This is a genomic window from Streptomyces adelaidensis (assembly GCF_016598475.1).
GTDB lineage: Bacteria > Actinomycetota > Actinomycetes > Streptomycetales > Streptomycetaceae > Streptomyces > Streptomyces adelaidensis.
Window position 1 is genome coordinate 189,440 of sequence record NZ_JAEMUX010000002.1, and the last position, 25,051, is coordinate 214,490.

24 protein-coding genes and 1 pseudogene are annotated in these 25,051 nt (G+C 70.8%); 18 read left to right on the plus strand and 7 right to left on the minus strand.

Annotated elements, in window-relative coordinates; genetic code table 11:
* Window positions 1–77: 77 nt before the first annotated feature.
* Both I8N67_RS01860 and glmS read right to left on the minus strand, forming a co-directional pair.
* Window positions 78–449: a holo-ACP synthase gene (locus I8N67_RS01860; protein ID WP_200300752.1), complete on the minus strand. Its 372-nt coding sequence runs from the start codon at window positions 447–449 to the stop codon at window positions 78–80.
* Window positions 450–480: 31 nt separating this feature from the next.
* On the minus strand, window positions 481–2,328 hold the full coding sequence (glmS, locus tag I8N67_RS01865; RefSeq protein WP_200300753.1) for a glutamine--fructose-6-phosphate transaminase (isomerizing): 1,848 nt from the start codon (window positions 2,326–2,328) through the stop codon (window positions 481–483).
* 286 nt (window positions 2,329–2,614) lie between these two features.
* Here glmS and I8N67_RS01870 point away from each other — a divergent pair, with 286 nt between their 5' ends.
* The 4 genes from I8N67_RS01870 to tsaE all read left to right on the plus strand — a co-directional run bounded on the left by I8N67_RS01870 (window position 2,615) and on the right by tsaE (window position 6,838).
* The gene (locus I8N67_RS01870; RefSeq protein ID WP_200300754.1) at window positions 2,615–3,511 is read left to right on the plus strand and encodes a L,D-transpeptidase family protein; all 897 of its coding nucleotides are present in this window, start codon (window positions 2,615–2,617) and stop codon (window positions 3,509–3,511) included.
* A gap of 164 nt (window positions 3,512–3,675) precedes the next feature.
* Window positions 3,676–4,836: an alanine racemase gene (gene alr, locus I8N67_RS01875; protein WP_200300755.1), complete on the plus strand. Its 1,161-nt coding sequence runs from the start codon at window positions 3,676–3,678 to the stop codon at window positions 4,834–4,836.
* Between the two features lie 255 nt (window positions 4,837–5,091).
* Window positions 5,092–6,336, plus strand: a complete 1,245-nt coding sequence (locus tag I8N67_RS01880) for an alpha/beta fold hydrolase (protein ID WP_200300756.1) — start codon at window positions 5,092–5,094, stop codon at window positions 6,334–6,336.
* Window positions 6,302–6,838, plus strand: coding sequence for a tRNA (adenosine(37)-N6)-threonylcarbamoyltransferase complex ATPase subunit type 1 TsaE (gene tsaE, locus I8N67_RS01885; protein ID WP_200300757.1), 537 nt, complete (start codon window positions 6,302–6,304; stop codon window positions 6,836–6,838). The genes I8N67_RS01880 and tsaE overlap by 35 nt, the downstream gene beginning before the upstream one ends.
* A gap of 442 nt (window positions 6,839–7,280) precedes the next feature.
* Here the strand turns inward: tsaE and I8N67_RS01890 are convergent, their stop codons facing one another.
* A complete protein-coding gene (locus I8N67_RS01890) occupies window positions 7,281–7,841 on the minus strand; it encodes a L,D-transpeptidase (protein ID WP_200300758.1) in 561 nt (186 codons plus the stop codon).
* 124 nt (window positions 7,842–7,965) lie between these two features.
* Between I8N67_RS01890 and tsaB the strand changes: the two genes are divergently transcribed.
* From tsaB to I8N67_RS01925, 7 genes are all read left to right on the plus strand, one after another.
* A complete protein-coding gene (gene tsaB / locus I8N67_RS01895) occupies window positions 7,966–8,619 on the plus strand; it encodes a tRNA (adenosine(37)-N6)-threonylcarbamoyltransferase complex dimerization subunit type 1 TsaB (protein ID WP_200300759.1) in 654 nt (217 codons plus the stop codon).
* A gap of 20 nt (window positions 8,620–8,639) precedes the next feature.
* Window positions 8,640–9,119, plus strand: a complete 480-nt coding sequence (gene rimI / locus I8N67_RS01900; protein ID WP_200300784.1) for a ribosomal protein S18-alanine N-acetyltransferase — start codon at window positions 8,640–8,642, stop codon at window positions 9,117–9,119.
* Window positions 9,112–10,209, plus strand: coding sequence for a tRNA (adenosine(37)-N6)-threonylcarbamoyltransferase complex transferase subunit TsaD (tsaD, locus tag I8N67_RS01905; protein WP_200300760.1), 1,098 nt, complete (start codon window positions 9,112–9,114; stop codon window positions 10,207–10,209). Before rimI ends, tsaD begins: the two co-directional genes overlap by 8 nt.
* Complete coding sequence (locus I8N67_RS01910; protein ID WP_200300761.1) at window positions 10,206–10,469, plus strand: hypothetical protein; 264 nt, start codon at window positions 10,206–10,208, stop codon at window positions 10,467–10,469. Before tsaD ends, I8N67_RS01910 begins: the two co-directional genes overlap by 4 nt.
* Before the next feature lie 11 nt (window positions 10,470–10,480).
* On the plus strand, window positions 10,481–10,867 hold the full coding sequence (locus I8N67_RS01915) for a hypothetical protein (RefSeq protein ID WP_234044763.1): 387 nt from the start codon (window positions 10,481–10,483) through the stop codon (window positions 10,865–10,867).
* Between the two features lie 87 nt (window positions 10,868–10,954).
* A complete protein-coding gene (locus tag I8N67_RS01920) occupies window positions 10,955–11,803 on the plus strand; it encodes a helix-turn-helix domain-containing protein (RefSeq protein ID WP_200300762.1) in 849 nt (282 codons plus the stop codon).
* On the plus strand, window positions 11,800–12,051 hold the full coding sequence (locus tag I8N67_RS01925) for a DUF397 domain-containing protein (protein WP_200300763.1): 252 nt from the start codon (window positions 11,800–11,802) through the stop codon (window positions 12,049–12,051). Before I8N67_RS01920 ends, I8N67_RS01925 begins: the two co-directional genes overlap by 4 nt.
* 3 nt (window positions 12,052–12,054) lie before the next feature.
* Here I8N67_RS01925 and I8N67_RS01930 read toward each other — a convergent pair whose 3' ends face one another.
* The 4 genes from I8N67_RS01930 to I8N67_RS01945 form a co-directional block, all read right to left on the minus strand.
* Entirely contained in the window at window positions 12,055–14,376 is a 2,322-nt protein-coding gene (locus I8N67_RS01930) for a beta-xylosidase/alpha-l-arabinosidase (protein ID WP_200300764.1), read from the minus strand.
* Between the two features lie 82 nt (window positions 14,377–14,458).
* Window positions 14,459–15,364 (minus strand): carbohydrate ABC transporter permease, encoded by a 906-nt coding sequence (locus I8N67_RS01935; protein WP_200300765.1) that lies wholly within the window; start codon window positions 15,362–15,364, stop codon window positions 14,459–14,461.
* 4 nt (window positions 15,365–15,368) lie between these two features.
* Window positions 15,369–16,274: a carbohydrate ABC transporter permease gene (locus I8N67_RS01940; RefSeq protein ID WP_200300766.1), complete on the minus strand. Its 906-nt coding sequence runs from the start codon at window positions 16,272–16,274 to the stop codon at window positions 15,369–15,371.
* Complete coding sequence (locus I8N67_RS01945; RefSeq protein WP_200300767.1) at window positions 16,271–17,680, minus strand: ABC transporter substrate-binding protein; 1,410 nt, start codon at window positions 17,678–17,680, stop codon at window positions 16,271–16,273. Before I8N67_RS01945 ends, I8N67_RS01940 begins: the two co-directional genes overlap by 4 nt.
* A 121-nt stretch (window positions 17,681–17,801) precedes the next feature.
* On the opposite strand from I8N67_RS01945, the gene I8N67_RS01950 reads away from it, so the two are divergent.
* The 7 genes and pseudogenes from I8N67_RS01950 to I8N67_RS01985 all read left to right on the plus strand — a co-directional run bounded on the left by I8N67_RS01950 (window position 17,802) and on the right by I8N67_RS01985 (window position 24,970).
* The gene (locus I8N67_RS01950; protein WP_200300768.1) at window positions 17,802–18,863 is read left to right on the plus strand and encodes a LacI family DNA-binding transcriptional regulator; all 1,062 of its coding nucleotides are present in this window, start codon (window positions 17,802–17,804) and stop codon (window positions 18,861–18,863) included.
* A 97-nt stretch (window positions 18,864–18,960) separates the two neighbouring features.
* Window positions 18,961–20,319: a glycoside hydrolase family 10 protein gene (locus I8N67_RS01955; RefSeq protein WP_200300769.1), complete on the plus strand. Its 1,359-nt coding sequence runs from the start codon at window positions 18,961–18,963 to the stop codon at window positions 20,317–20,319.
* Between the two features lie 73 nt (window positions 20,320–20,392).
* Window positions 20,393–21,448: an LCP family protein gene (locus I8N67_RS01960; protein WP_372443606.1), complete on the plus strand. Its 1,056-nt coding sequence runs from the start codon at window positions 20,393–20,395 to the stop codon at window positions 21,446–21,448.
* A 183-nt stretch (window positions 21,449–21,631) separates the two neighbouring features.
* Window positions 21,632–22,525 carry a WD40 repeat domain-containing protein gene (locus tag I8N67_RS43700; RefSeq protein WP_200300770.1) on the plus strand — a complete coding sequence of 298 codons (894 nt, stop codon included), beginning with the start codon at window positions 21,632–21,634 and terminating at the stop codon, window positions 22,523–22,525.
* 376 nt (window positions 22,526–22,901) lie between these two features.
* Window positions 22,902–23,816: a hypothetical protein gene (locus I8N67_RS01975; RefSeq protein ID WP_200300771.1), complete on the plus strand. Its 915-nt coding sequence runs from the start codon at window positions 22,902–22,904 to the stop codon at window positions 23,814–23,816.
* Window positions 23,817–23,875: 59 nt separating this feature from the next.
* Window positions 23,876–24,454 (plus strand): annotated as a pseudogene (locus I8N67_RS01980) (Uma2 family endonuclease).
* Window positions 24,455–24,613: 159 nt separating this feature from the next.
* The gene (locus tag I8N67_RS01985) at window positions 24,614–24,970 is read left to right on the plus strand and encodes a YciI family protein (protein WP_200300786.1); all 357 of its coding nucleotides are present in this window, start codon (window positions 24,614–24,616) and stop codon (window positions 24,968–24,970) included.
* The last annotated feature ends 81 nt before the right edge of the window (window positions 24,971–25,051 follow it).

The window sequence follows — 25,051 nt, forward strand, 5'->3', positions numbered from 1 at the left end:
GGGGACCCCCATCGCCCACCCGTGCCGCCCTCAGCGGCACGATTGCCCGCAGTTGGGTCAGGCGCCGGCCCCGCCCCTCACCCCTCCGCCACCACCACCGCCGAAGCCACCCCCGCGTCATGGCTCAGGGAGATGTGCCAGGAGTTGACGCCCAGTTCGGCCGCGCGCGCGGCCACCGTGCCGGTTACTCGGAGGCGGGGTTGGCCGGAGGGTTCGACGTAGACCTCGGCGTCGGTCCAGCGGAGGCCGCTGGGGGCGCCCAGGGCCTTGGCGAGGGCCTCCTTGGCCGCGAAGCGGGCGGCGAGGGAGGCGATGCCTCGGCGTTCGCCGCTCGGGAGGTGGAGTTCGCTGTCCAGGAAGAGGCGGTCGGCCATGCTGGGCGTGCGCTCCAGGGAGGCACGGAAGCGGTCGATCTCGGCGACGTCGATACCGACTCCGATAATGGGCATGATCCGCACCCTAGCCCCAGGCCGCGTCCGCTCACTCCACGGTCACCGACTTCGCCAGGTTGCGCGGCTGATCCACCTCGTTCCCCCGGGCCGTGGCCAGTTCGCAGGCGAAGACCTGGAGAGGGACGGTGGCGACGAGGGGCTGGAGGAGGGTGGGGGTGGCGGGGATTCGGATGAGGTGGTCGGCGTACGGGACCACCGCCTCGTCGCCCTCCTCCGCGATGACGATCGTGCGGGCGCCACGGGCCCGGATCTCCTGGATGTTGGAGACGATCTTGTCGTGGAGGAGGGAGCGGCCCGCCGGGGACGGGACCACGACGACCACCGGCAGGTCCTCCTCGATCAGGGCGATGGGCCCGTGCTTCAGCTCGCCCGCCGCGAAGCCCTCCGCGTGCATATAGGCGAGTTCCTTGAGTTTCAGGGCGCCTTCGAGCGCCACCGGGTAGCCCACATGGCGGCCCAGGAACAGCACCGTGTTCTTGGCGGCGAGGGTGCGGGCCAACTCCCGTACCGGCTCCATCGTTTCCAGGACCCGTTCCACCTCGCACGAGATGCGGGAGAGGTCGCGGATCACCGCACGGATCTCGTCGCCCCACTTGGTGCCGCGCACCTGGCCGAGGTAGAGGGCGACGAGATAGCAGGCCACCAGCTGGGTCAGGAACGCCTTCGTCGAGGCGACCGCCACCTCGGGGCCGGCGTGGGTGTAGAGGACCGCGTCGGACTCGCGGGGGATCGTCGAGCCGTTGGTGTTGCAGATGGCGAGGACACGGGCGCCCTGTTCGCGGGCGTGGCGCAGGGCCATCAGGGTGTCCATGGTCTCGCCGGACTGGGAGATGGCGATGACCAGGGTGTGCGGGCCGAGGATCGGGTCCCGGTAGCGGAATTCGCTCGCCAGCTCCACCTCGCAGGGGATGCGGGTCCAGTGCTCGATGGCGTACTTGGCGATGAGGCCCGCGTGGAACGCCGTACCGCACGCGACGATGACCACCTTGTTCAGCTCGCGGAGTTCGGCCGCGCCGATGCGGAGCTCGTCCAGCGTCAGCGAGCCCGACGCGTCGATACGGCCGAGGAGGGTGTCCGCGACCGCCTTGGGCTGCTCGGCGATCTCCTTGAGCATGAAGTAGTCGTAGCCGCCCTTCTCCGCGGCCGACGCGTCCCAGTCGACGTGGTACGAGCGGACGTCGGCGGGGCGGCCGTCGAAGGTCGTCACCGTCACGCCGTCCCGGCGCAGTTCGACCACCTGGTCCTGGCCCAGCTCGATCGCCGACCGTGTGTGGGAGATGAACGCGGCCACGTCCGAGGCGAGGAAGGCCTCGCCCTCGCCGACGCCGACCACCAGAGGCGAGTTCCGGCGGGCGCCCACGACCACGTCCGGCGCGTCCGCGTGCACCGCGACCAGCGTGAACGCGCCTTCCAGCCGACGGCACACCAGCCGCATCGCCTCCGCGAGGTCGTCGCACGACGAGAACTCCTCGGCGAGCAGATGGGCCACCACCTCGGTGTCCGTCTCGGAGGTCAGGAAGTGGCCGCGCCCGGCCAGTTCGGTGCGCAGAGCGGCGAAGTTCTCGATGATGCCGTTGTGGACGACGGCCACCCGGCCCGCGTTGTCCAGGTGCGGATGGGCGTTGATGTCCGTGGGGCCGCCGTGGGTGGCCCAGCGGGTGTGACCGATACCGGTCGAGCCCGTCGGCAACGGGCGGCCGACCAGCTCCTTCTCCAGGTTGACCAGCTTCCCGGCCTTCCTGGCGGCGGCCAGGCCCCCGTCGGCCAGCACCGCCACGCCCGCGGAGTCGTAACCCCGGTACTCCAGCCGCTTCAGCCCGGCCAGGACCACGTCGAGCGCGGACTGCGAGCCGATGTATCCGACGATTCCGCACATATCAACCCCTGTGTCGTCCTGTTACGTCGTTCTGTTGCGCGTTCTCTTGCGTCGTTCCGTTGCGTCGTTGTGTTCGCGACCTGTCGTGTGCCTTCTGTGACTGTACGTGACAGTGCGGTTTCGGGTGAGCCCTCATTTCGGGTGACTTCCGCCGTGTATATCGGGTGATCGCACGCGCGGCGTTCTCCCGCGCGCGTGGGCGGCACGTATCGCTGGTCGCATGACAAGTCGCATGACAAGTCGCATGACAAGCCGGACAAGCCGGACAGGCCGGAGGGCAAGCCGTATGACGTTCCGTGCCGTCGCCGTGGTCCTCGCCCTGGTGGCCGTCCTTCCCGTGGACGGTGCCGTGGCCGATCCCGCGCCGCCCGCGCCCGCCCTTGCCCCCGGTGGCGAGCAGCTCGTCCCCGGCGTGCCGCCCGGCCCGCAGCAGCCCTGGCAGATCGACACGCCCGACCAGGTGCTGCCGCCGCGGGTGTACACGCCGGGGGTGGAGGAGGAGGCGAGAGAGCCGAGGGACGCGGCGGCCGGGACGTACGACCTCATCGAGTACGTGCCGCTCGGCGAGGCCGAGGCGGTCGCCGAGGGCAAGGTGTCCTGCACGAAGCTGACCGGGCCGTATCAGCGGCAGGTCGAGCGGTGGCTGAAGTTGCGGAAGGCGGACGGGAAGCAGTCGCCGGCGGACTGCCTGGCCATCCGGGCGTTCCAGGTCGAGCAGCGCATCAAGCCGGCCATCGGCTTCGCGGGGCCGGTGACCTGGGCGCGTATGCGGTTGCTGTCCGCCCGGAAGAACCCCAACGCGGCCCGGAAGTGCCCGGAGCGGGCGTACAAGGTGGCGTGTGTGGATCTGACGCGGCAGCTGACCTGGGTGCAGAAGGGGAAGAAGGTGCTCTTCGGGCCGGTGCCGATGCGGAGCGGTCGTCAGCAGTACCCGACGCGCGCCGGGTGGCACGAGGTGTATTGGAAGCACAAGAACCACTGGTCGACGCTGTACGACACGGCGATGCCGTACAGCCAGTTCTTCAGTGGGGGGCAGGCGTTCCACGGGGTGTACGGGTCGATCCACACGGAGATCGGGTCCATGGGGTGTGTGAATCTGCGGGTGGCGGACGCGCGGGCGTTGTGGGGGGTGTTGAAGGAGAAGGACCGGGTTTTCGTGTGGGGGAAGCGGGCGGGCAAGTGAGGCGGGTTCGGGGTGGGGGGTTCTGTGCGTTGCGGGCCGCGGGTTCGTCGTGGCTTGTCGCGCCCACGCGGCGGAGCCGCATATGGGCACAGCCCCGCGCCCCTTCGCAGCGGGCCGCGCCCGTTCGAAGGGGTGTCTGTGGGCTCTGAGACACTGGGGCCGACATGAGTGAGACAGCACCTCTGCGGAGCGCGCCCCTGCGGGCCCGTGCCGAGATCGATCTGGATGCCCTGCGGGCCAATGTGCGGACGTTGCGCGCGCTGGCGCCGGGGGCCGCGCTGATGGCCGTGGTCAAGTCGGACGCGTACGGCCATGGGGCGGTGCGGTGTGCGCGGGCGGCGGTCGAGGCGGGGGCGACCTGGCTGGGGACGGCCACGCCGGAGGAGGCGCTGGCGCTGCGGGCGGCCGGGCTGTCGGGGCGGGTCATGTGCTGGCTGTGGGCCCCGGGCGGGCCCTGGCGCGAGGCGGTCGAGGCCGATCTCGACGTCGCGGTCAGCGGAATGTGGGCGCTGCGGGAGGTCACGGAGGCGGCGCGGCAGGCGGGCATGCGCGCGCGCGTGCAGCTCAAGGCCGACACCGGGCTCGGGCGGAACGGCTGCCAGCCGGGCGACTGGCCCGAGCTGATCGCCGAGGCGCTGCGCGCGGAGGCCGAGGGCCTTGTCGCCGTCACCGGGCTCTGGTCGCACTTCGCGTGTGCCGACGAGCCGGGGCACTCCTCCATCGAGGCCCAACTCACCCGTTTCCGCGACATGGTGGCGTACGCCGAGGGGCAGGGCGTCCGCCCCGAGGTACGGCACATCGCCAACTCGCCCGCCACCCTTACCCGCCCGGACGCGCACTTCGACCTGGTCCGGACGGGGATCGCGGTCTACGGCATCTCGCCCAGCCCGGAGCTCGGCAGCTCGGCCGACCTCGGACTGCGCCCCGTGATGCGGCTCAGTGCCTCGCTCGCACTGGTCAAGCACGTCTCCGGGGGGCACGGCGTCAGCTACGGGCACCACTATGTGACGCCCGGCGACACCACCCTCGGCCTGGTGCCCGTCGGCTACGCGGACGGCATCCCCCGGCACGCCTCCGGCACCGGGCCCGTACTGGTCGGCGGCAAATGGCGGACGGTCGCGGGCCGGATCGCCATGGACCAGTTCGTCGTCGACCTCGGCGGGGACGAACCCGCCGCCGGGGACGAGGCCGTGCTGTTCGGAGCGGGCGACGCGGGCGAGCCGACCGCCGAGGACTGGGCGCAGGCGGCCGGGACCATCGCGTACGAGATCGTGACGCGCATCGGAACCCGCGTGCCGCGCGTCTACGTCAACACGGGTGAGTAGTGAGCGAGTGTGCGTGCGGCCCGTGAGTATGTGATCGCGGGCGGGCGATCACGGGTGAACACGGGTGTGTGATCCGGGATACGTGAGCACGAGTACATGAACGGTGCGCGACTGAACACGAGTAAGTGAAAGACGAACGAGACTGGTGACTCCGTGGTGGTGGCTCCGTACTGGTGACTGCGTACTGGTGTGCGGAGCGGCAGTGGTGGCGGAATCGGCAGCGGGACCAGGAATGTCGGCGATGAGGAGCGAGACGTGAGCGAGAGCAGCGCGGAGGCCGCGGCGGCCGTCGCGAGCGCGGCCGCCGCGGCCGCCTCCGGCGGCGGGACCTGGCGCAGGGCCTCGGTCGCCGGGACGGCGATAGGCGTGGTCGCCGCGGGCGCGGCCGCCGGCGTCGCCATAGAGCGGCTCACCGTGGGACGCGGCATGCGCAGGAAGGCCCGCCTCGCGCTCGACTCCACCGGGCCGTACGGGGCACTGCGCGGCACCCCCGGCAAGGCGTACGCCGACGACGGCACCGAGCTGTACTACGAGGTCGACGACGTCGAGCCGCAGGGCGGACCGGCGAACCGCAGGCGCCGGCTCTTCGGCCGCAAGGCCCCCGCCCCGGTCACCGTCGTCTTCAGCCACGGCTACTGCCTCAACCAGGACTCCTGGCACTTCCAGCGGGCCGCGCTGCGCGGTGTCGTGCGGACCGTGCACTGGGACCAGCGCAGCCACGGCCGCTCCGGGCGCGGAGCCGCCCAGGTGCGGGACGAGCAGCCGGTCTCCATCGACCAGCTCGGGCGCGACCTCAAAGCGGTGGTCGACGCGGCCGTGCCCGAGGGGCCGATCGTGCTCGTCGGGCACTCCATGGGCGGCATGACCGTCATGGCGCTCGCCGCGCACTACCCCGACCTGATCCGTGAGCGGGTCGTCGCGGTCGCCCTGATCGGTACGTCGTCGGGGCGGCTCGGCGAGGTCAACTTCGGGCTGCCCGTCGCCGGCGTCAACGCCGTACGGCGGGTGCTGCCCGGTGTGCTGAGGGCGCTGGGGCAACAGGCCGCGCTGGTGGAGCGGGGGCGGCGGGCGACCGCCGACCTGTTCGCCGGGATCATCAAGCGGTACTCGTTCGCGTCCCGGGACGTCGACCCCGCGATCGCGCGGTTCGCCGAACGGATGATCGAGGGGACGCCGATCGATGTCGTCGCCGAGTTCTATCCGGCGTTCACCGAACACGACAAGACCGAGGCGCTCGCCGCCTTCGTCGAGCTGCCGGTGCTCGTACTGGCCGGGGTCAAGGACCTCGTCACGCCGAGTGAGCACAGCGAGGCGATCGCCGATCTGCTGCCGGACGCGGAGCTGGTGCTCGTACCGGACGCGGGGCACCTGGTGATGCTGGAGCATCCCGAGGTCGTGACCGACCGGCTCGCCGACCTGCTCACTCGCGCGGGTGCCGTGCCGGCAGGGGCTACCGTAAGCGGCTATGGAAGCGCCAGCAGCACCGCACGTCCTGGGTGAGCCGATGTCGTCGTCCGTGCCGTCCGTCGGGATCACCGTCAATTCTCCCGGCCAGATGCTGGAGCTGGGCCGTCGCCTGGCCAGGCTGCTGCGGGCCGGCGATCTCGTGATGCTCAACGGGGAACTGGGGGCCGGGAAGACGACCCTGACCCGGGGGCTCGGGGAGGGGCTCGGGGTGCGCGGGGCCGTCACCTCGCCGACCTTCGTCATCGCCCGGGTGCATCCGTCCCTGGTGGCCGGGCCGCCGCTCGTGCACGTCGACGCGTATCGCCTGGGCGGCGGGCTGGACGAGATGGAGGACCTCGATCTCGACGTCTCGCTGCCCGAATCGGTGATCGTCGTGGAGTGGGGCGAGGGGAAGGTCGAGGAGCTGACCGACGACCGGCTGAACGTCGTCATCCACCGGGCGGTCGGGGACACGACCGATGAGGTACGGCAGGTGACGGTGACCGGCCTCGGGGCGCGGTGGGCCGCGGTGGACCTGGGCGTTCTTTCGGCCTGATCCCGTCTTGTGTGTGTTCCGACAAGGTGTCGGCAAGATGTTGCGTCGGGCGTCTTCGGCGTGGTCACATGGTAACCAGTCCTTGGTTAGGTCTACCTAACTTGGTTCGCCCGGTGGCACCAGGAGGCGTCCATGCCGACATCAGAACGACGTGAGCGGCAGCCGTCCGGGGTGGCTGGGGTGTCGATGCGGGATCTTTTGGCGGCGTGTGCGGCGGCGAAGGTGGTGTCCACACCGCCGGCTCCGCCGGCTCCGCCGGTTGTGCGGGTTGAGGAGCCGAGGCCTGTTGAGCGGCGGCGCCCCAGGGCTGCGTAGCGGGTTGACGCTCCGGGAGGGGTGAGTCGGTCGTTTCGCGGCTGCGGCCCGTGGGGGTTGATCGCGCAGTTCCCCGCGCCCCTGAAAAGCCGGGTGACCCGTGCTTTTAAGGCGCCGTTACTCGACGTTACTCGACGACTACGACCTTCGTGCCGATGCCCGCGAATTCCCACATGGCCTTGCCGTCCTGTCGGGACTCGCGGATGCCGCCCGTCCTGGTGGTGGGGTCGGGGTCGGGGGTGGAGCCGTCGACGGCCGCGCTGAAGCCGATGGCGACGCCGTCCACCGTGGCGAAGCGGACGACGTGCTCGATGGGGGTGCCGTCGGAGCCGGTGACGGCGGCGGAGCGGGAGGTGACCGTGTAGGCGGCGGGGGTGGGGTCGACCGTGCTGGGGGTGACCTCGAAGGTGCGGGTGGTCTTCCCGTTGGCGCCGACCAGCCAGACGCGGTCGTCGTCGAGGGAGTAGACGACGCGTTCGCCGGTGCCCGACTCCTCGGGGAGGGTCTCGGCCTCGTCCTTCTCCTGCTCGGCGGGTGCCTTGGACTGCTTGGCCGCCGGGGTCTCGGAGGCGGACGGCTTCCCGAGATCGTCGGGCGCGTGCGCCGACGCCTGGTAGGCGAGGAAACCGACTGCGGCGATGGCCGCCGCGGTGAGCCCGGCGACGATTCCCGAGCTGCTACTGGCCACCTTCTGAGTCCACCTCTCGCACCCACGTACGCCTTTGAAGTACGCCTGTGCTGTGACGGTAGCAGCAGCGGAGCGGTGCGCCGGGGCGGCCGTGGCCCGGCCCGAAGCGCCGTAGGCTGTTTGTGTGCTCTTGCTCGCTCTGGATACCGCCACCCCCGCCGTCACCGTCGCGCTGCACGACGGGACGGCTGTCGTCGCCGCGTCGAGCCAGGTCGACGCGCGTCGCCACGGGGAACTGCTGCTGCCCGCCGTCGACCGGCTCCTCGCCGAGGCGGGCACCCACCTCGACGCCGTCACCGGCATCGTCGTGGGCGTCGGTCCCGGCCCGTACACCGGGCTGCGCGTCGGCCTCATGACCGCCGACACCTTCGGTCTCGCCCTCGGGGTCCCCGTCCACGGACTGTGCACGCTCGACGGGCTCGCGTACGCGGCCGATGTCGAGGGTCCCTTCGTGGTGGCCACCGACGCCCGGCGCAAGGAGGTCTACTGGGCGAGGTACGAGGATCCGCGTACGCGGGTCACGGAACCGGCCGTCGACCGCCCCGCCGAGATCGCGGACCTCGTAGCCGGGTTGCCGGCCGTGGGCGCGGGGGCGCTGCTCTACCCCGACACCTTCCCGGACGCCCGCGCGCCCGAGCACGTATCCGCGGGCGCCCTCGCCTCCCTGGCCGCCGAGCGGCTCGCGGCGGGCGAGGAGCTGGAGGCGCCCCGGCCGCTGTATCTGCGCCGGCCCGACGCCCAGGTGCCCAAGAACTACAAGGTGGTCACCCCCAAGTGACGACCGCGGTGCTGCGCGAGATGCGCTGGTGGGACATCGAGCCCGTACTGGAGCTGGAGAAGGACCTCTTCCCCGAGGACGCCTGGTCGCGGGGCATGTTCTGGTCGGACCTCGCCCACGCGCGCGGTCCTGAGGCGACCCGGCGCTACGTCGTGGCCGAGTGCCCGGAGGGCGGGCGGATCGTCGGCTACGGGGGACTGGCCTCCGCCGGGGACGTCGCCGACGTACAGACCATCGCCGTCGCCCGTGAACACTGGGGCACCGGCCTCGGCGCGGTGATCCTCACCGAGCTGCTGCGGGCCGCCACCGCGTTCGAGTGCGCGCAGGTGCTGCTCGAATGCCGGGTCGACAACGTCCGCGCGCAGAAGCTGTACGAGCGCTTCGGCTTCGAGGCGATCGGCTTCCGCCGCGGCTACTACCAGCCGGGGAACGTGGACGCGATCGTCATGCGCCTGAACGACCCTTCAACTTCCGTACGAGGAACCGAGATCAATGGCTGACGAACCCCTGGTCCTGGGGATTGAGACCTCCTGCGACGAGACCGGCGTCGGTGTCGTGCGCGGTACGACACTGTTGGCCGACGCGATCGCGTCCAGCGTCGACGAGCACGCCCGCTTCGGCGGCGTCGTGCCCGAGGTCGCCTCCCGCGCGCACCTGGAGGCGATGGTCCCGACCATCGACCGCGCGCTGAAGGAGGCGGGGGTGAGCGCGAGGGACCTCGACGGCATCGCGGTCACCGCCGGGCCGGGACTCGCCGGTGCCCTGCTGGTCGGCGTCTCGGCGGCCAAGGCCTACGCCTACGCGCTCGGCAAGCCCCTCTACGGCGTCAACCACCTCGCCTCGCACATCTGCGTCGACCAGCTGGAGCACGGGGCGCTGCCCGAGCCGACGATGGCGTTGCTGGTCAGCGGGGGGCACTCGTCGTTGCTGCTGTCCACGGACATCACGTCCGACGTACGGCCGATGGGCGCGACCATCGACGACGCGGCCGGCGAGGCCTTCGACAAGATCGCCCGTGTCCTCAACCTCGGCTTCCCGGGCGGTCCGGTCATCGACCGCTACGCGAAGGAGGGCGACCCGGCCGCCATCGCCTTCCCCCGTGGTCTCACCGGGCCCCGCGACGCCGCGTACGACTTCTCCTTCTCCGGCCTCAAGACCGCCGTGGCCCGCTGGATCGAGGCCAAGCGGGCGGCGGGGGAGGAGGTGCCGGTGCGGGATGTGGCGGCTTCCTTCCAGGAGGCAGTGGTGGATGTGCTGACGCGTAAGGCCGTACGGGCCTGCAAGGACCAGGGTGTCGACCACCTGATGATCGGGGGTGGCGTCGCCGCCAACTCCCGGCTGCGCGTGCTGGCCCAGGAGCGCTGCGAGGCGGCCGGGATCCGACTCCGGGTGCCCCGGCCCAGGTTGTGCACGGACAACGGGGCGATGGTCGCCGCGCTGGGCGCCGAGATGGTGTCCCGGGGGCGGGCCGCGTCGGACTGGGATCTGTCGGCGGACTCTTCGCTGCCGGTGACGGATCCGCATGTGCCGGGTACGTCTCATGCCCACGACCACGTTCACGAGGTGAGCAAGGAGAACCTGTACTCGTGACGGTCGCGTTGATGTGGGAGGCGCGGGCGGTCGACGGGCGGGGCGAGGAGTTGCTGGCCTGGGCACGGGCCCAGGAGCTGCCGGACAGCGGGCGGCTTCTGCGGCGGGAGACCTTCCGGGCACCTCAGGACCGAGTGCTGGTCATCACGTGGTGGGACGCCCCGTACGACGCCGAGCTGCCCGAACTGCCGGAGCCGGACGGGGAGTTGGCCGGCCGGGCGGTGCACCGGTGGCGGTTCGAGTCGGTGGACGAGGGCTGACCCGGGGTGCCGTGGAACTGCACGACCCCGACCCCCCGGAGGAGGTCCTGATGCGCGTGTACGCGCGGCTCGGCGGGACGTTCTCCGCCTGGATGGCGGAGACCCACCCCCGCTTTCCCCGCGAGGGCCTCGCCACGCGCTACGCGGACCACCCGGACGGGAACTACCGTCGGCTGGCGGTCCGGGACCCGGCTGCCACGCCCGCGCTGGTCGAACGGCTCAGCCATGACCCCGCGGTCTGGACGCGTCAGGCGGCGGCCTCCGACCCGCGCCTGCCGCTCCACCGGCTCCGAGAGGCCCTTCACATCCCTGAACTGGCCTCCAGCGCGGGGGCCAATCCCGCGCTCCCCGAGGACGAGATGGCCGCCGTCCTGAACCGGGCCGGCGTTCCCGCCTGACCTCGGGGCTCGCCGTCTTGCGTACGGGAGGTGGAGTACGCGGCTGTTCGGTGGACAGTACGGTGATCGGTCGGTCACTCTGGGTGAATGGTGCACGGTGTGGAGTGGGCGTCGCAGGGGCCCGGTGGTGAGCCCGGGTCGTCGGACAGCATGAAGGCCTTCGGGGCCGTCGTGCAGGCACTGCGGGAGCATGCGGGGTTGAGCCGGGAGGAGTTCGGCGCGCTCGTTCATCTGTCCAAGCACACGGTCGCGTCGATCGAGCTGGGGCGACGGCTCGCGGACCAGCGGTTCGTGGAGCTGGCGGAGGAGGCCACGGGCAACACGGGGGCGCTGCGGGGTGCGTTCAGGCACATGGCCCGGCAGCCGGGGTTGGCGGCGTGGTTCCGGATGTGGGCGGGGTTGGAGCGGGAGGCGGTGTACCTCGCGACGTACGAGTGCCGTCTCGCTCCGGGGCTGTTGCAGCCCGAGGAGTACGCGCGGGCGGTGTTCAACAATCGGCTTCCGCCCTTGTCGGACGAGCAGTTGGAAGCGCAGGTCGCCGCGCGCATGGAGCGGCAGCGGATGTTCCGTGAGCGCCCCAACACCTCGTTCAGCTTCGTCATGGACGAGCATGTCGTCCGGCGCCGCTTGGGTGGCATCGACGTCTTGCGGGGGCTCCTCGATCACATGCTGGCGTGTGCTCAACTCCGCAACGTGGAGATCCAGATCGTGCCGCTGGAGTGCGAGGCGCACGCGGGGCTGGACGGTCCGCTGGCTCTCCTGGAAACTCCGGACGGGAGGCATCTTGCCTACGCGGAGGGGCAGGAAACCGGGCGTCTGGTGGCCGACGCAAAAGAGGCAGCCGTTCTGCACCGTCGATATGCGACACTCCGCGCACAGGCCCTCAATCCGCTGGACTCCGTGGGCCTGCTGGAGCGGATCAGAGGAGCGCTATGAGCACCAACGAACTGGCCTGGTACAGGTCCAGTTACAGCGGTACTGCGGGTGATAACTGCATAGAGGTCGCCTTGGACTGGCGCAAGTCCACGTACAGCAGCCCTCAGGGCGACGACTGCGTCGAAGTTGCCTCCACCCCCGCCACCATCCACATCCGCGACTCCAAAGACACCACCCGCCCCCACCTCGGCCTCGGCCCCTCCGCCTGGGCCGCGTTCGTCACGCACGCGGCGGCCCAGGCGGACTGAGCGTCAGCTCTCCACGGCCCGTACGTCCGTCTCGCAGTGCAGGCGGCGGTCCGGGCCCACGTCTCGTGCGGGGCCCGTCAGCGTCAGCCGGACCCCGTGGCGTACGTCCGTGCTGGACGTGCCCAACCGCAGGTCCAGGGCGCCCGGTTCGACCATCCGGCGCCCGGAGCGGCCCGTGAAGGACGAGACGTCGGCGTGGAAGCGGAAGGTCACGCGGGAGGCCTCGCCGGGGGGCAACTCCAGGCGCTGGTAGGCGATCAGGCGGACGTCAGGGCGTGTCACCGAGGCCACCGGGTCGTGCAGGTACAGCTGGACGACCTCCGCGCCCGCCCGGTCACCCGTGTTGCGGACGGTGACGGAGACGTCGTACGTGCCGTCCGTGGCGATTTCCCGCTCGGACGCGCTCTCGAAGTCCTCCCACTCGAACGACGTGTACGACAGGCCGTGCCCGAAGGGGTACAGCGGCGTCGGGTCCAGGTTGCTGGCCGCGCCCGCCAGGCCCAGTGGTGGCTGGAGGTAGGTCCAGGGCTGGCCGCCGGGCCGGTTCGGGAGGCTCACCGGGAGGCGGCCCGAGGGGGAGACCCGGCCCGACAGCACCGCTGACACCGCCGGGCCGCCCTCCTCGCCGGGGAAGAACGCCTGGACTGACGCCGCCAGTTGGCCGTGCCAGCGGCCCAGCGCGTACGGGCGGCCGGTGAGGAGGAGCGCCACCACCGGCGTGCCCGTGGCGATCAACGCGTCGAGCAGGTCCGACTGGACCCCGGGGAGCCGGAGGTCCTCCGCGTCGCAGCCCTCGCCCGACGTGCCCCGCCCGAAGAGACCGGCGCGGTCGCCGAGGACCGCCACGCAGACGTCCGCCTCCGCCGCGCGGGCGACCGCCTCGGGGAAGCCGCCGGTGTCGTCGCCGTCGACGTCGCTGCCGGCGGCGTACGTGATCTTCGCGTCGGGGAGTTCGGTGCGCAGGGACTCCAGGACGGTGGGGATCTCGATGCCCAGGGGGGTACCGGGGTGGGCCGGGAGGACGTGGGAGGGGAAGGAGTAGCAGCCGAGCATGGCCAGGGGGTCGTCGGCGCGGGGGCCCACGACGGCGATCCGGATGTCGGGGGCGAGGGGCAGTACGTCGTCGGGGTTGTCCAGCAGCACCACCGACTCCTCGGCGAGGCGCCGGGCCAGGGCGCGGTTCTCCGCCGCGTCCAGGTCCACAGGGGCCGCGGTGGCGGACGGCTCGGGGGTCCAGTCCTCGTCCAGCAGGCCCAGCTCGCACTTCTGGAGCAGGACCCGGCGGGCGGCCAGATCCACCAGGGACTCGGGGATCTCGCCCGCGCGTACGGCCGTGACCAGGGCCTCGCCGTAGCAGCGCAGGGTCGGCAGTTCGACGTCGATGCCGGCGGCCAGGGCCGCGTGGGCGGCTTCCGCGCGGTTTCCCGCCACGCGGTGGCTGGTCTCCAGGAAGCCGACACCGAAGTAGTCGGAGACGACCGTGCCGGTGAAGCCCCAGTCGTCGCGGAGGAGTTCGGTCAGCAGCCCCGGGTCCGCCGAGACCGGGACGCCGTCCGTCTCCGTGTAGGCCGCCATCACCGAGCGGGCGCCGCCGTCGCGGAGCGCCATCTCGAACGGGGGGAGGGTCACGTCCGCGAACTCCCGTACCCCGGCCCGTACGGGCGCGTGGTTGCGGGCGCCGACGGACGCGGCGTACCCGGCGAAGTGCTTCAGCGTGGCCACGATCCCGGCCGACTCCAGGCCCCGCACGTACGCCGAGCCGATCGTGCCCACCAAGTACGGGTCCTCGCCCATCGTCTCCTCGACCCGTCCCCAGCGCGGGTCGCGGACGACGTCCAGGACGGGGGCCAGGCCCTGGTGGACACCGACGGCGGCCATGTCGTGGCCGATCCGGCGGGCCATCTCCTGAACGAGGGGCGGGTCGAAGGACGCGCCCCAGGCGAGGGGGACCGGGTACGCCGTCGCGCGCCAGGCGGTGAAGCCGGCCAGGCACTCCTCGTGGGCGACGGCCGGGATGCCGAAACGGTTCGCGGCCATGATGCGGCGCTGGGCGCGGGCCAGTGCCGCCGCGCCCAGCGCCGGGTCCAGGGGGGCCGTGCCGAAGGCGCGGGTGAGCTGGCCGAGGCCCCGGGTGATCAGCTCGTCGAAGTCGAACGACTCCGTCATCCCTTCCTCGTCGGGGGCGATGTCCTCACCGGTCGAGTCGGCCTTCACCCACACGCCGTACAGCTGGGCGGTCTTCTCCTCCAGGGTCATCCGGGAGAGGAGGTCCGCGACGCGGACGTCGGCGGGGAGGGCGGGGTCGCGCCAGGGGGCGGTGGTCATGAAACTCCTGTCAGGGGTCGGTGAGTTTCAGAGGTTCGCGGGTGCCGAAGCGGGCGCCGGAGCGGGTCGGGCACTTGCCGGGTCACTTGCCGCCCACGCCCATCAATCCGCCCACCAGCGCCCGTCGCGCCACCAGGTACACGGCGAAGATGGGGATGCCGGAGAGGACGACCGAGGCGAGCAGGGCGGGGATGTTGACGCCGAACTGGCTGACGTAGTTGAAGAGTCCGAGGGTGAGGACCCGCGGCTCGTCGGACTGGGTGAAGATCAGCGGGAAGAGGAAGCCGTTCCAGGCCTGGAGCGCCGAGTAGATGACGACCGTACTGATGCCGCCCTTGGCCAGCGGGATCGTCAGCTGGAAGAGCACCCGCAGGGGTGACGCGCCGTCCAGTGCCATCGCCTCGTACAGGTCCTCCGAGACGTCCCGCAGGGTGCCGACCAGGACCAGGACCGAGACCGGCATCGCGAAGGCGGCCGTCGGGAGGATGACGGCCAGGAGGGTGTCGTACAGGTCGAGTTTCGCGATCAGGAGATAGAGCGGGACGACGACCGCCTGGGCGGGGATCGCCACGCCCACCAGGAACAGGCGGAAGGCCGCGTTCGACCAGCGGTCGCGGGTGCGGACGGCCACGTAGGCGAGGGGGACGGACAGGGTCAGGACGATGCCGACGACCGCGACCGCGACGATGGCCGTGTTGCTCAGCAGATGGCCGAAGCCGTTGCCGAGGACGGTGTTGTAGTTGTCGAGGGTCGGGTCGGTGGGGGGCTTCAGGGGGTTGCCCGTGAGGGCCTTGTCCGCGCCCGTGAGCGAGGCCGACAGCATCGCGTAGATGGGGACCAGGACGATGACCAGCCAGACGAAGGCGCCGAGGCCGGCGACCGGGTTGGCGCGCCTCGTCCAGTGGCGCCGGCGGCCGGGGGAGGCCTTGGCCGGGCCCCCGTCGGGCTGCAGGGTCCTCGTGGGGCGCGGCAACGTGTCGTGTGACACTCCGTCACATCCCTTCGCGGGTGCTGCGCATGGCACCGAAGCCGGTCAGCCGGACCAGGACGATCGACAGGCCCGTCGCGGCGAGGACCAGGAACGACGCGATGGCGCTCGCGTAGCCGAAGTCGTACGTCTTGAAGCCCGCCTCGTACATCAGGTACGGCAGGATCGCGGTGTCCGTGCCGGGGCCGCCCTTGGTCAGGATCAGGACCGTCTCGAAGTACGTCAGGGAGCCGACGACCATCAGGACTGTGGACGTGGTGATGGTGTGGCGCAGCTGCGGGAGCGTGATCGAGAAGAACTGGCGGTAGCGGCCCGCGCCGTCGATGGCGGCCGCCTGGTAGAGGACCTCGGGGATCTGGCGGGCCCCGCCCTGGTAGATCAGGGTGTGGAAGGGGATGAACTGCCAGCCGCCGACGAAGACGATCGCGAGGAACGCGCCGCTCTGCGAGCCGAGGGTGTCCCGCTGGATGATGCCGAAGTTCGGGTCCAGGAGGGCGTAGAAGAGGATCGAGATGGCGGTGGAGGAGAGCAGGAACGGGACGAAGAAGATCGCGGAGAGGATCGCGCGGTTGCGCTGCCGGCCCGCCGCCCACACGCCGAGCAGCAGGGCGATGACCGTCTGGAACGCCCAGCTGGCGACCGTCAGGACGACGGTCAGCCCGAGGGACTGTGTCATCCGGGGGTCGTCGAGGAGCTTCTTCCAGTTGTCCAGGCCGACCGGGCGCGGGTCGCCGAGCCCGTCCCAGGTGGTGAAGGAGAGATAGAGGGCCAGGGCCATCGGGACGACGGCGAAGAAGGTGAAGAAGAGGACGCCCGGGAGGGCCCAGGCGGCGTGCGGGCGGCCGGCGCGGTTCGCGTGGCGCGTCGGTGGCTTTTCGGCCGTGCGGGCCTTCTCGACCGTGACGGTCACTTCAGCCCCTTGCAGGCCGTCACGAACTCGCTCGGAGAGGACTGCCCCGCGAACAGCTTGCCTATCTCCGTGTGCATCTTGGTGCCGAGGCCGTCGCCGAGCGCCTGGTCCCAGGAGAGCGTGAAGGCGGGTGCCTGCTGCACCATGTCGTACTGGAACTTCGCGTACTCGGGGTTGGGCGAGGAGGAGAGCAGCGCGGCCGCGTTCGAGGTGGTCGGGACGTCGCCGTTGTCGATGAGGGCCTGGGCGTACGCCTTGGACGCGCAGTCCTTGAGGAAGCCGACCGCCAGGTCCTTGTTCTTCGTACGGGCGTTGATGGACCAGTAGTTGGTGGGGTTGCCGACGACGTTGCGGACGTCGCCCGTGCCGCCCTCGACGGTCGGGAAGGCGGCCCAGCCCAGGTTCTTCTTGGCGAAGTCGGGGAACTTGCCGAGCTGCGTGGAGTACTCCCAGGAGCCCATCAGATGCATGGCGGCCTTGCCGCGCGCGAAGACCGCGGGGGCGCCGCCGTTGACGTACGACACCGAGGTGAACTTGGAGCCGAAGGCGCCGTCGTCGATGAGTTCCTTGACCAGTTCGGCGGCCCTGAGGATCGCCGGGTCGCCCCAGCCCTCGGCGTCGCCGTCCTGGATGCGTTTGAAGACCTCGGGGCCGCCGACGCGGTCGACGAGGTACTCCAGCCACATCAGGTCGGGCCAGACGTCGGTGCCGCCGAGGGCGAAGGGGGTGATCTTCGCCTTCTTGAGCTTGGTGTTGTTGTCGAGCAACTGGTCCCAGGTGGTGGGGGGTTGGAGCTTGTGCTCGGCGAAGACGGCCTTGTTGTAGAAGAGGATCACCGGCTGCATGCCGCGCATCGGTATGCCGTAGTGGCGGCCCCCCAGATCGCCGGCGGCCAGGACCGAGGGAAGGAAGCCGTCCTTGAGGACCGGGTCGCCCTCGATGATCTCGGTGAGGTCGACGAGCTTGCCCGCCTCCTCGTACGGCTTGATGGAGCCGCCGCCCCAGTTGAAGAAGACGTCCGGGGCGCTGGGCGAGCCCATGGCCGTGCGGAGCTTGGGGGAGTAGTCGGAGCCGGGGACCTCGGTGAGCTTGACCGTGCCGCCGGCCTTCTTCGCCGCGGCCGACTTGTTGAACCGGTCGACGCCCGCCTGCTGGACCTTCACCGCGTCGTCGCCGTACACGAACGCGGTGATCGTCTTACCGTCGCCGCCCGCGCCGCCGCCTGAGCCGCAGGCGGTGAGGCCGGTGCCCAGTCCCGCGGTGAGCAGCGAGGCGGAACCGGCGCCGAGGAACCACCGCCTGCTGAACGAACGGCCGTCCCCCGTGCTGTTCCCGGGGTTTCCGGAACTCCCGGCGTCCCCGGCCTCCCCGGCGTTTCCGGTGGACAGGCCTCTACTCGACTCCATGACAGCACCCTTCGCGAATGTTCGACCGTACGAATGTTTCGGTTGACACTCCGAACGTTCCGGGAACGTATGGCCGTCGAAAGGGTTCGTCAAGAGGTCGCGCAGGGATACGATCCGGCTCATGAAGCCCGCGAAGCCCGAGGAAACCCAGACAAGAGCGCGTGCGTCGCAGTCCACGCGGACTGCGACGCTCGCCGAGATCGCCCGTCAGGCCGGTGTTTCGGCTCCGACTGTTTCGAAGGTGCTCAACGGCCGTGCGGACGTGGCGCCCGCCACCCGCACCCGGGTCGAAGACCTGCTCCGCGAGTACGGCTACCGGCGCCGGCGCGCGGAGGCGAGCAGGTCACCGCTGATCGACCTGGTCTTCCACGAGCTGGAGAGCGCCTGGGCGATGGAGGTCATCCGGGGCGTCGAGAACATCGCGCGGGAGGAGGGCCTGAGCGTCGTGCTCTCCGAGAGCGCGGGCCGGCTCACCCCCGGCCGCACCTGGGCCGACCAGGTCGCCGCCCGCCGCCCGCACGGCGTCGTGCTCGTCCTGTCCGGGCTCGACGAGTCCCAGCGCGCGCTGCTGACCAGCAGGTCCATCCCGTTCGTGGTGATGGACCCGGCGGGCGACCCGGGCGACGACGTGCCCTCGATCGGCGCCACCAACTGGCAGGGCGGCCTCGCCGCCACCCGTCACCTCATCGAACTCGGCCACACCCGTATCGGCGCCATCAGCGGACCCTCGCGGATGATGTGCAGCCGCGCCCGGGTGGACGGCTTCCGGGCCGCCCTGGAGACCGCCGGGCTGCCGGTCGACGCGGGCCTGCTCAAGGCCGGCGACTTCCACCACGAGACCGGCTACCGGCTGGGCCTGGAGCTGCTGCGCCGCCCCGACCGCCCGACGGCCGTCTTCGCGGGCAACGACCTCCAGGCGCTCGGCCTCTACGAGGCCGCCCGCGAACTGGGGCTGCGCATCCCCGAGGACCTGAGCGTGGTCGGGTTCGACGACCTGCCGGTGGCCCGCTGGGTGGGGCCGCCGCTGACGACCGTACGGCAGCCGCTGATGGAGATGGCCGAGGCGGCGGCCCGGCTGGTGCTCGACCTCGGACGGCAGGAGGGCTCCTCGGCGGCGACCCGGGTGGAGCTGGCGACGAGTCTGGTGGTGCGCAGCAGCACGGGAGCGCCGCCGGCGGTCTGAGGAGGGTGGTGCTGATGTATTGACGAGGGTGGCGCGGCCCTCCAGACTCCTCCGAAGCCAATCGGTTGCACGGCCGAAACTTTCGGAGGCACCCGCAATGAGATCTCTGAGAACAGGCTTGTCGCTCACGTCCCTGCTGACCGGCATCGCCGCCGTCGGCGCCCTGCTCGTCGCGGCCCCGGCTGCCCACGCTGCCGACCCACCGCTGCGCGACCTCGCGGCGGCCAAGGGCAAGGCGATCGGCACCGCGGTCACCGGCTCCAAGCTCACCGGCGCGTACGGCGACATCGCGGGGCGTGAGTTCAACTGGCTCACCCCCGGCAACGCCATGAAGTGGGGCTCCGTCGAACCCACCCGCGGCAACTTCGACTGGACCGAGGCCGACACAATCGTCGACTTCGCCGAGGCCCACGACCAGGACCTGCGCGGCCACACCCTCGTCTGGCACAGCCAGAACCCCGGCTGGCTCGACAACGGCACCTGGACGTCCGCGCAGCTCGGCCAGCTGATGAACGACCACATCGCGCTCGAAGTCGGCCGCTACAAGGGCCGCCTCGCCGCCTGGGACGTGGTGAACGAACCCTTCAACGAGGACGGCACCTACCGCCAGACCCTCTGGTACAACGGCCTCGGCGCCGACTACATCGCCCAGGCCCTGACCGCCGCCCGCGCCGCCGACCCGGCCGCCAAGCTCTACATCAACGACTACAACGTCGAGGGCGTCAACGCCAAGAGCACGGCCCTGTACAACCTGGTCAGAGACCTGAAGGCGCGCGGCGTCCCGATCGACGGCGTCGGTCTCCAGGCCCACCTCATCCTGGGCCAGGTCCCCGCCACCCTCCAGCAGAACATCCAGCGCTTCGCCGACCTGGGCGTGGACGTGGCCCTCACGGAACTCGACATCCGGATGCAACTGCCCGCCACGGAAGCCAAGTTGGCACAACAGCGGACCGAGTACGAGACCGTGGTGAAGGCCTGCGTCGCCGTGACCCGGTGCACCGGCGTCACGGTCTGGGGCTTCACCGACTCCGACTCCTGGATCCCGGACACCTTCCCCGGCGAGGGCGCGGCGACCCCGTACGACGAGAACTACGCGCCGAAACCCGCGTACCACGGCATCGCGACGGCGCTCGGCGGCACCGTGACCGAACCGCCGGTCCCGGACGGCTGCACGGCGGCCTACAGCGTCGCGAACCAGTGGAACACCGGCTTCACCGGCAACGTCACGATCAGCTGCTCCGGCGCCTCGCTCTCCTCCTGGCGGGTCGGCTGGACCTTCGCGGCGGGCCAGCAGCTCGGTCAGGCCTGGAACGCGTCCTGCACCCAGACCGGCACGACGGTCAGCTGTGCGAACGCCTCCTGGAACGGCGGAGTGTCGAACGGCGGTTCGGTCACCTTCGGCTTCAACGCGACCTGGAGCGGGAGCAATCCGGTGCCGACGGTGACACTGGGCTGAGAAGTCTGAGAATTGCCGAAGGAATGTCGGCCGGAGGTTCTGCCCGTAATAATTCGGACGTAAGTTCCTGTGCGTGACTGGTGAAGAAAGCGCGTGCGAGGACGACAACGGGGGCGCGGGCAGACGGCGGCGCCGGCTGAAATTCGCCGGGTTCGCCCTCGCCGGCGTCCTCGTACTCGGCGCGGGCGGCGCGGGCTGGGCGTTCTGGCAGCTCAACGACAACATCAAGAGCGTCGACATCAACAGCGCGCTGGGCGACGACCGCCCCGCGAAGCTCCAGTCGACCCAGTCGCCTTCGGCCTCCGCCTCGCCGCTGCCGAGTGGCGCGCTGAACATCCTCGTCCTCGGCTCCGACTCCCGCAGCGGCGAGGAGAACGCCGAACTCGGCGGCGGGGACGAGACCTCCGGCGCCCGCTCCGACACCGCGATGGTCGTCCACATCGACGCGGGCCGCACCGAGGCGACGGTCGTCAGCATCCCCCGCGACACCCTGGTCACCCGGCCGTCCTGCCCGCTGGAGTCGGGCGGTTCGACGGCCGTGGCCCACAACGTGATGTTCAACAGCGCGTACTCGGTGGGCGGCGCCGTCTGCGCCGTGAAGACCGTCGAGTCGATGACGGACGTCCGCATGGACCACTACATCGAGATCGACTTCTCCGGCTTCGCGAAGCTGGTCGACGCGCTGGGCGGCGTCACGGTCACGACGGACGAGGACATCGACGACGATGACAGCCACCTGAAGCTCAAGGCCGGCACGCACCACCTCGACGGCGAACAGGCCCTCGCCCTCGCCCGCACCCGTCACGGCATAGGCGACGGCAGCGACCTCGGCCGCATAGGCCTCCAGCAGAAGCTGGTGAAGGCCCTGCTGGCCCAGATCGCCTCGACCGACCTGCTGACCGACCCGACCCAGCTCTACGAGGTGGCCGACGCGATCACCGGCAGCCTCACCACGGACACCGGCCTGGACTCACTGAACGAGCTGATGAACCTCGGCGAAAGCCTGCGGAGCCTGTCCGCCGACGCCACGAAGACCGTCATGATGCCGGTGGCGCCGGCCCCGTACGACAGCAACCGGGTGGTGGCGAACGAGCCGGAGGCGAGCGAGCTGTGGGAGTCGCTGAAGTGAGGCTTCGGCGGTAGCACGTGAGATGGGTCGGCCGGAGCAATACTTCCGCTGGTCACCCGGGCGGGGGTAGGCAGGGGAGACAGGGCCGGGGGCCGCTCCGCATCATGCGCGGTGCTTCTGGGACCTCAGCGACGCGCACGGCGGCGTCTCGTCCGTGACCTGACCCTTGTCGGACTGGGGCTGGTGTCCATCGGTCTCGCTGTCTGGATGCGGATCAGCGAGTACAAGGTCGCCGATTCGGCGGCGGTCGCGAGCCTCGCCGTGGGCGTCGCCTCGCTGGGCCTGGCGCTCGTCGACTTCTTCCGCCAGGAACCGGTCCCGCCCGATCCCGTCGGGTACGCCGACGACCTCGCCCGCACCCTCAGGGCGCAGTGGCTGGAGGAAGCGGCGGCGCGACGGCTGCGCGACCCGCAGGTCCTGCCGCTCGCGTGGGCGACGACAACGAGGCCGGTCGCGGGCGAACTCCGCGACCCGGCCACGGGAGGCCGCGTACTGCGGGTCCACCTCGACGGCAGACCGGAAGGCCGTTTCGACAGGGTGGTCGCCCAACTCGCCCAAGGCTCTGACCAGTTGCCGCAGAGCCGACTGGTCGTCATCGGCGAGCCCGGATCAGGTAAGACGGTTCTGGCGATGCTCCTGACGCTGGGCCTGCTGGAGGCACGGCAGCCGGGCGGACGTGTACCGGTCCTTCTTCCCGTCTCGACCTGGGACCCCGTACGCGAGCCCCTCGACGACTGGCTTGTCAGGACCCTGGCGGTCCCCTACTGCAGCGGACGTGAGGAGATCCCCCGCACGCTCCTGACTCACGGCCTGCTCCTGCCCGTCCTCGACGGCCTGGACGAGATCCCGGAGTCGGCCCGGCGCGCGGCGATCCGGGGCATCAACCAGGCGATCGGCGGCGAGCGGCCGGACGGAATCATCGAGCTCTGGCGCATCGATGGGGTTCCGAGTTGCTGGAAGACGCTGCGCGGACATATGGGCGCGGTCAGCTCTATGAGCTTCAACGCGAACGGCACCAAACTCGCCAGCGCCAGTCACGATGGCACCGTTCGCCTGTGGGATGTCGGCTCCCCCTGACCCCGGGTTGCCGAATGCCGCAGGTTATGCACGGGCGCCGTCCGCGTACGAGACTCGAAGCTCGACCTTCGGAGCAGCTGGTGCGACACCCCCGAGTCGACCGTCCCGGCCCGCGTTTGGGCGGAGTTCGTCGCGTACGTCGGCGCTTGAGCTTCGGGCATCGGGATTCGAGCCTCTTTTTGTGAGGATTGGGTGGGGGGGGATTCCACCCACCCACCCTCCCGAAGTCGCCTGCTGGCCAGGCGAGATGACCTTTTGTGATCGAGTCGCGGCGGTGCGTGTCGAGCGTGTAGCGTGCGCCGGGAAAGCATCGACCCCCGTGGGTGTTGGAGCACCACGCGGGGGTCTGACCAGGAGATCGAAGAGAGGCCGATCCGTGGCTACCGCCCAGCTTAGTGCTGCCCCGCGCCCGTCCGCTCACCCCAAGGCCAATCCGGGGTACGGCAAGAAGTCCGCACCGGACCAGGAACCCCGTAGCGGACGCGCCTTCGACCATCTGCCCGTCCGCGAGGCGTCCATCGCCGTGTACCTCGACCGGCTGGACGACGAGGCGGACATCTCCATCAAGACGCTGGCCAAGCACCTCCCGTACGGCCAGTGCGCCATCGGCACCGCCCTCAACAACCTCTCCGTCGCCGGCCATCTGCGCCGCGTACGCCGTCCCGTCACCGTGGACGGCGGCCCCCGCTGGGTGTGGCACACCTTCTTCTCCCGTCCTCGGCGGGACGACGCGTGGTGGGACGCCTTCCTCGCCGGGGAGGCGCCACCCGTGGACGCGTCCGCATCGGCATCCGCATCCGTAGCTGCCGCTGAGCCCTCCCGGATCGCGCGCTCGGTGGCGTACGACGTGCTGGCCCGCCTCGGCCGTATCGAGCCCCGGCTGACGCTCTCCGCGTCGGAGTGCGGGGCACTGGAGGAGAGCGCGGCGCGGTGGTTCGCGCGGGGCGCGAGCGAGGTGCAGATCGTGCAGGCGCTGACCGCCGGGCTCCCCGAGCGGGTGGCGCACGCGTACGGCTTCGTACGGGCTCGGCTCATCGACAAGATCCCGCCCGAGCAGCAGGAGCCGGCGTGGCCGCGGTCTCGGCCGTCCGTCGGCCATCAGGTGCTGTGCACCGCGTGCGGTGAGCCGGAGGGAGGAACCGGACTGCGCGGCGGCTTGTGCGAGGGGTGCTGGGGTGCGCGTCCCGGCCTCGCGGCGGAGCACGTGCAGGCCCATGCCGGGCGGTTGCGCGCCGCCCTGCGCACGGCGGGACGCACAGGGAGCCGTAAGGAGAAAGGGGCAGGCGTATGACGACCTTGCAACACGGACCGCCCGTGAGCGGGGCAGGATGGAGGGGAGGAGGCGACGCCATGACCCCCATGACATCCGACCGGCCGCAGATGCTCGTCGAGGAGTTCGAGGAACTCGCCCGCCATGCGCCGGAGTCGGCGCGGCTGGAGTTCCTGAACGGAAAGATCGGGGTCAAGCCCATGCCGGACGGCAACCACGGCCAGATTGTCGCCTGGCTTCTCAAGCGGTGCATGCAGCATCGGCCCGAGTTGTTCCTCTTCCCGTAACAGAGGCTCAAGGTCGAGAAGTATCGCAACGGGCGGGCCAGGCCGGACGGTGCTCTCGCGCCCGAGGAGTACTTCGTGGGCAAGGGCGAGTGGGCCGAAGCCGACGGCGTCCTCATGGTCGTCGAGGTCACGTCCCATGACCGTGATGCCGACCGGCGCGACCGTGCCGAGAAGCCGGACGGCTACGCCGCTGCGGGCATTGCCGTCTACGTACTCGTCGACCGGGACCAGGACTCGGTCACCGTCTACGCCGACCCCGAAGGGGGCGTCTACCGCTCCGCGACCACGCGGGCCTTCGGAGCGCTTGTCGAGCTGCCGGACCCCGTCGCCATCACGCTGGAGACCGAGAAGCTCAAGCACTTCGCCGACTGACCGCGCCCGACCGCCCAGTGCGGCTGCGACCCGCGGAAACCGGTAGCCGTCGAAGACTTCTCGAAAAATCTGGCGAGGTCGTCGATCCGAGGTGCACCCGTTCGACGCATGGGTGAGAGTCGGGGAGAGACCCCGGCCGCCGACGCACTTGGAGTCACCATGCCGCGCTATCTGTCGATGATCCAGATCGACGAGAAGACCGCCCCCGCCGAAGGCCCGAGCCCCGAGCTGATGCAGCGGATGGGCGATCTGCTGGAGGAGATCACCAAGGCGGGGGTCATGCTCGACACGGCCGGGCTGACGCCGAGCGCGCAGGGGAAGAGGGTGCGCTGGGAGGGCGGCGAACTGTCGGTCACCGACGGGCCGTTCACCGAGTCCAAGGAGGTCGTCGGCGGCTACGCGCTGATGCAGTGCAAGGACATGGCCGAGGCGATCGAGTGGTCCAAGCGGTTCCTGAAGGTGCACGAGGAGCACTGGACGGTCACGTGCGAGGTGCGGGAGATCGCCGAGGGCTGAGGCTCGGTTCTTGGCCGCGAGGCCGTAGGGGTGTCGAATGGTGGGCTGTGAAGCCACAGCCCACCACCGACCCCGACACGG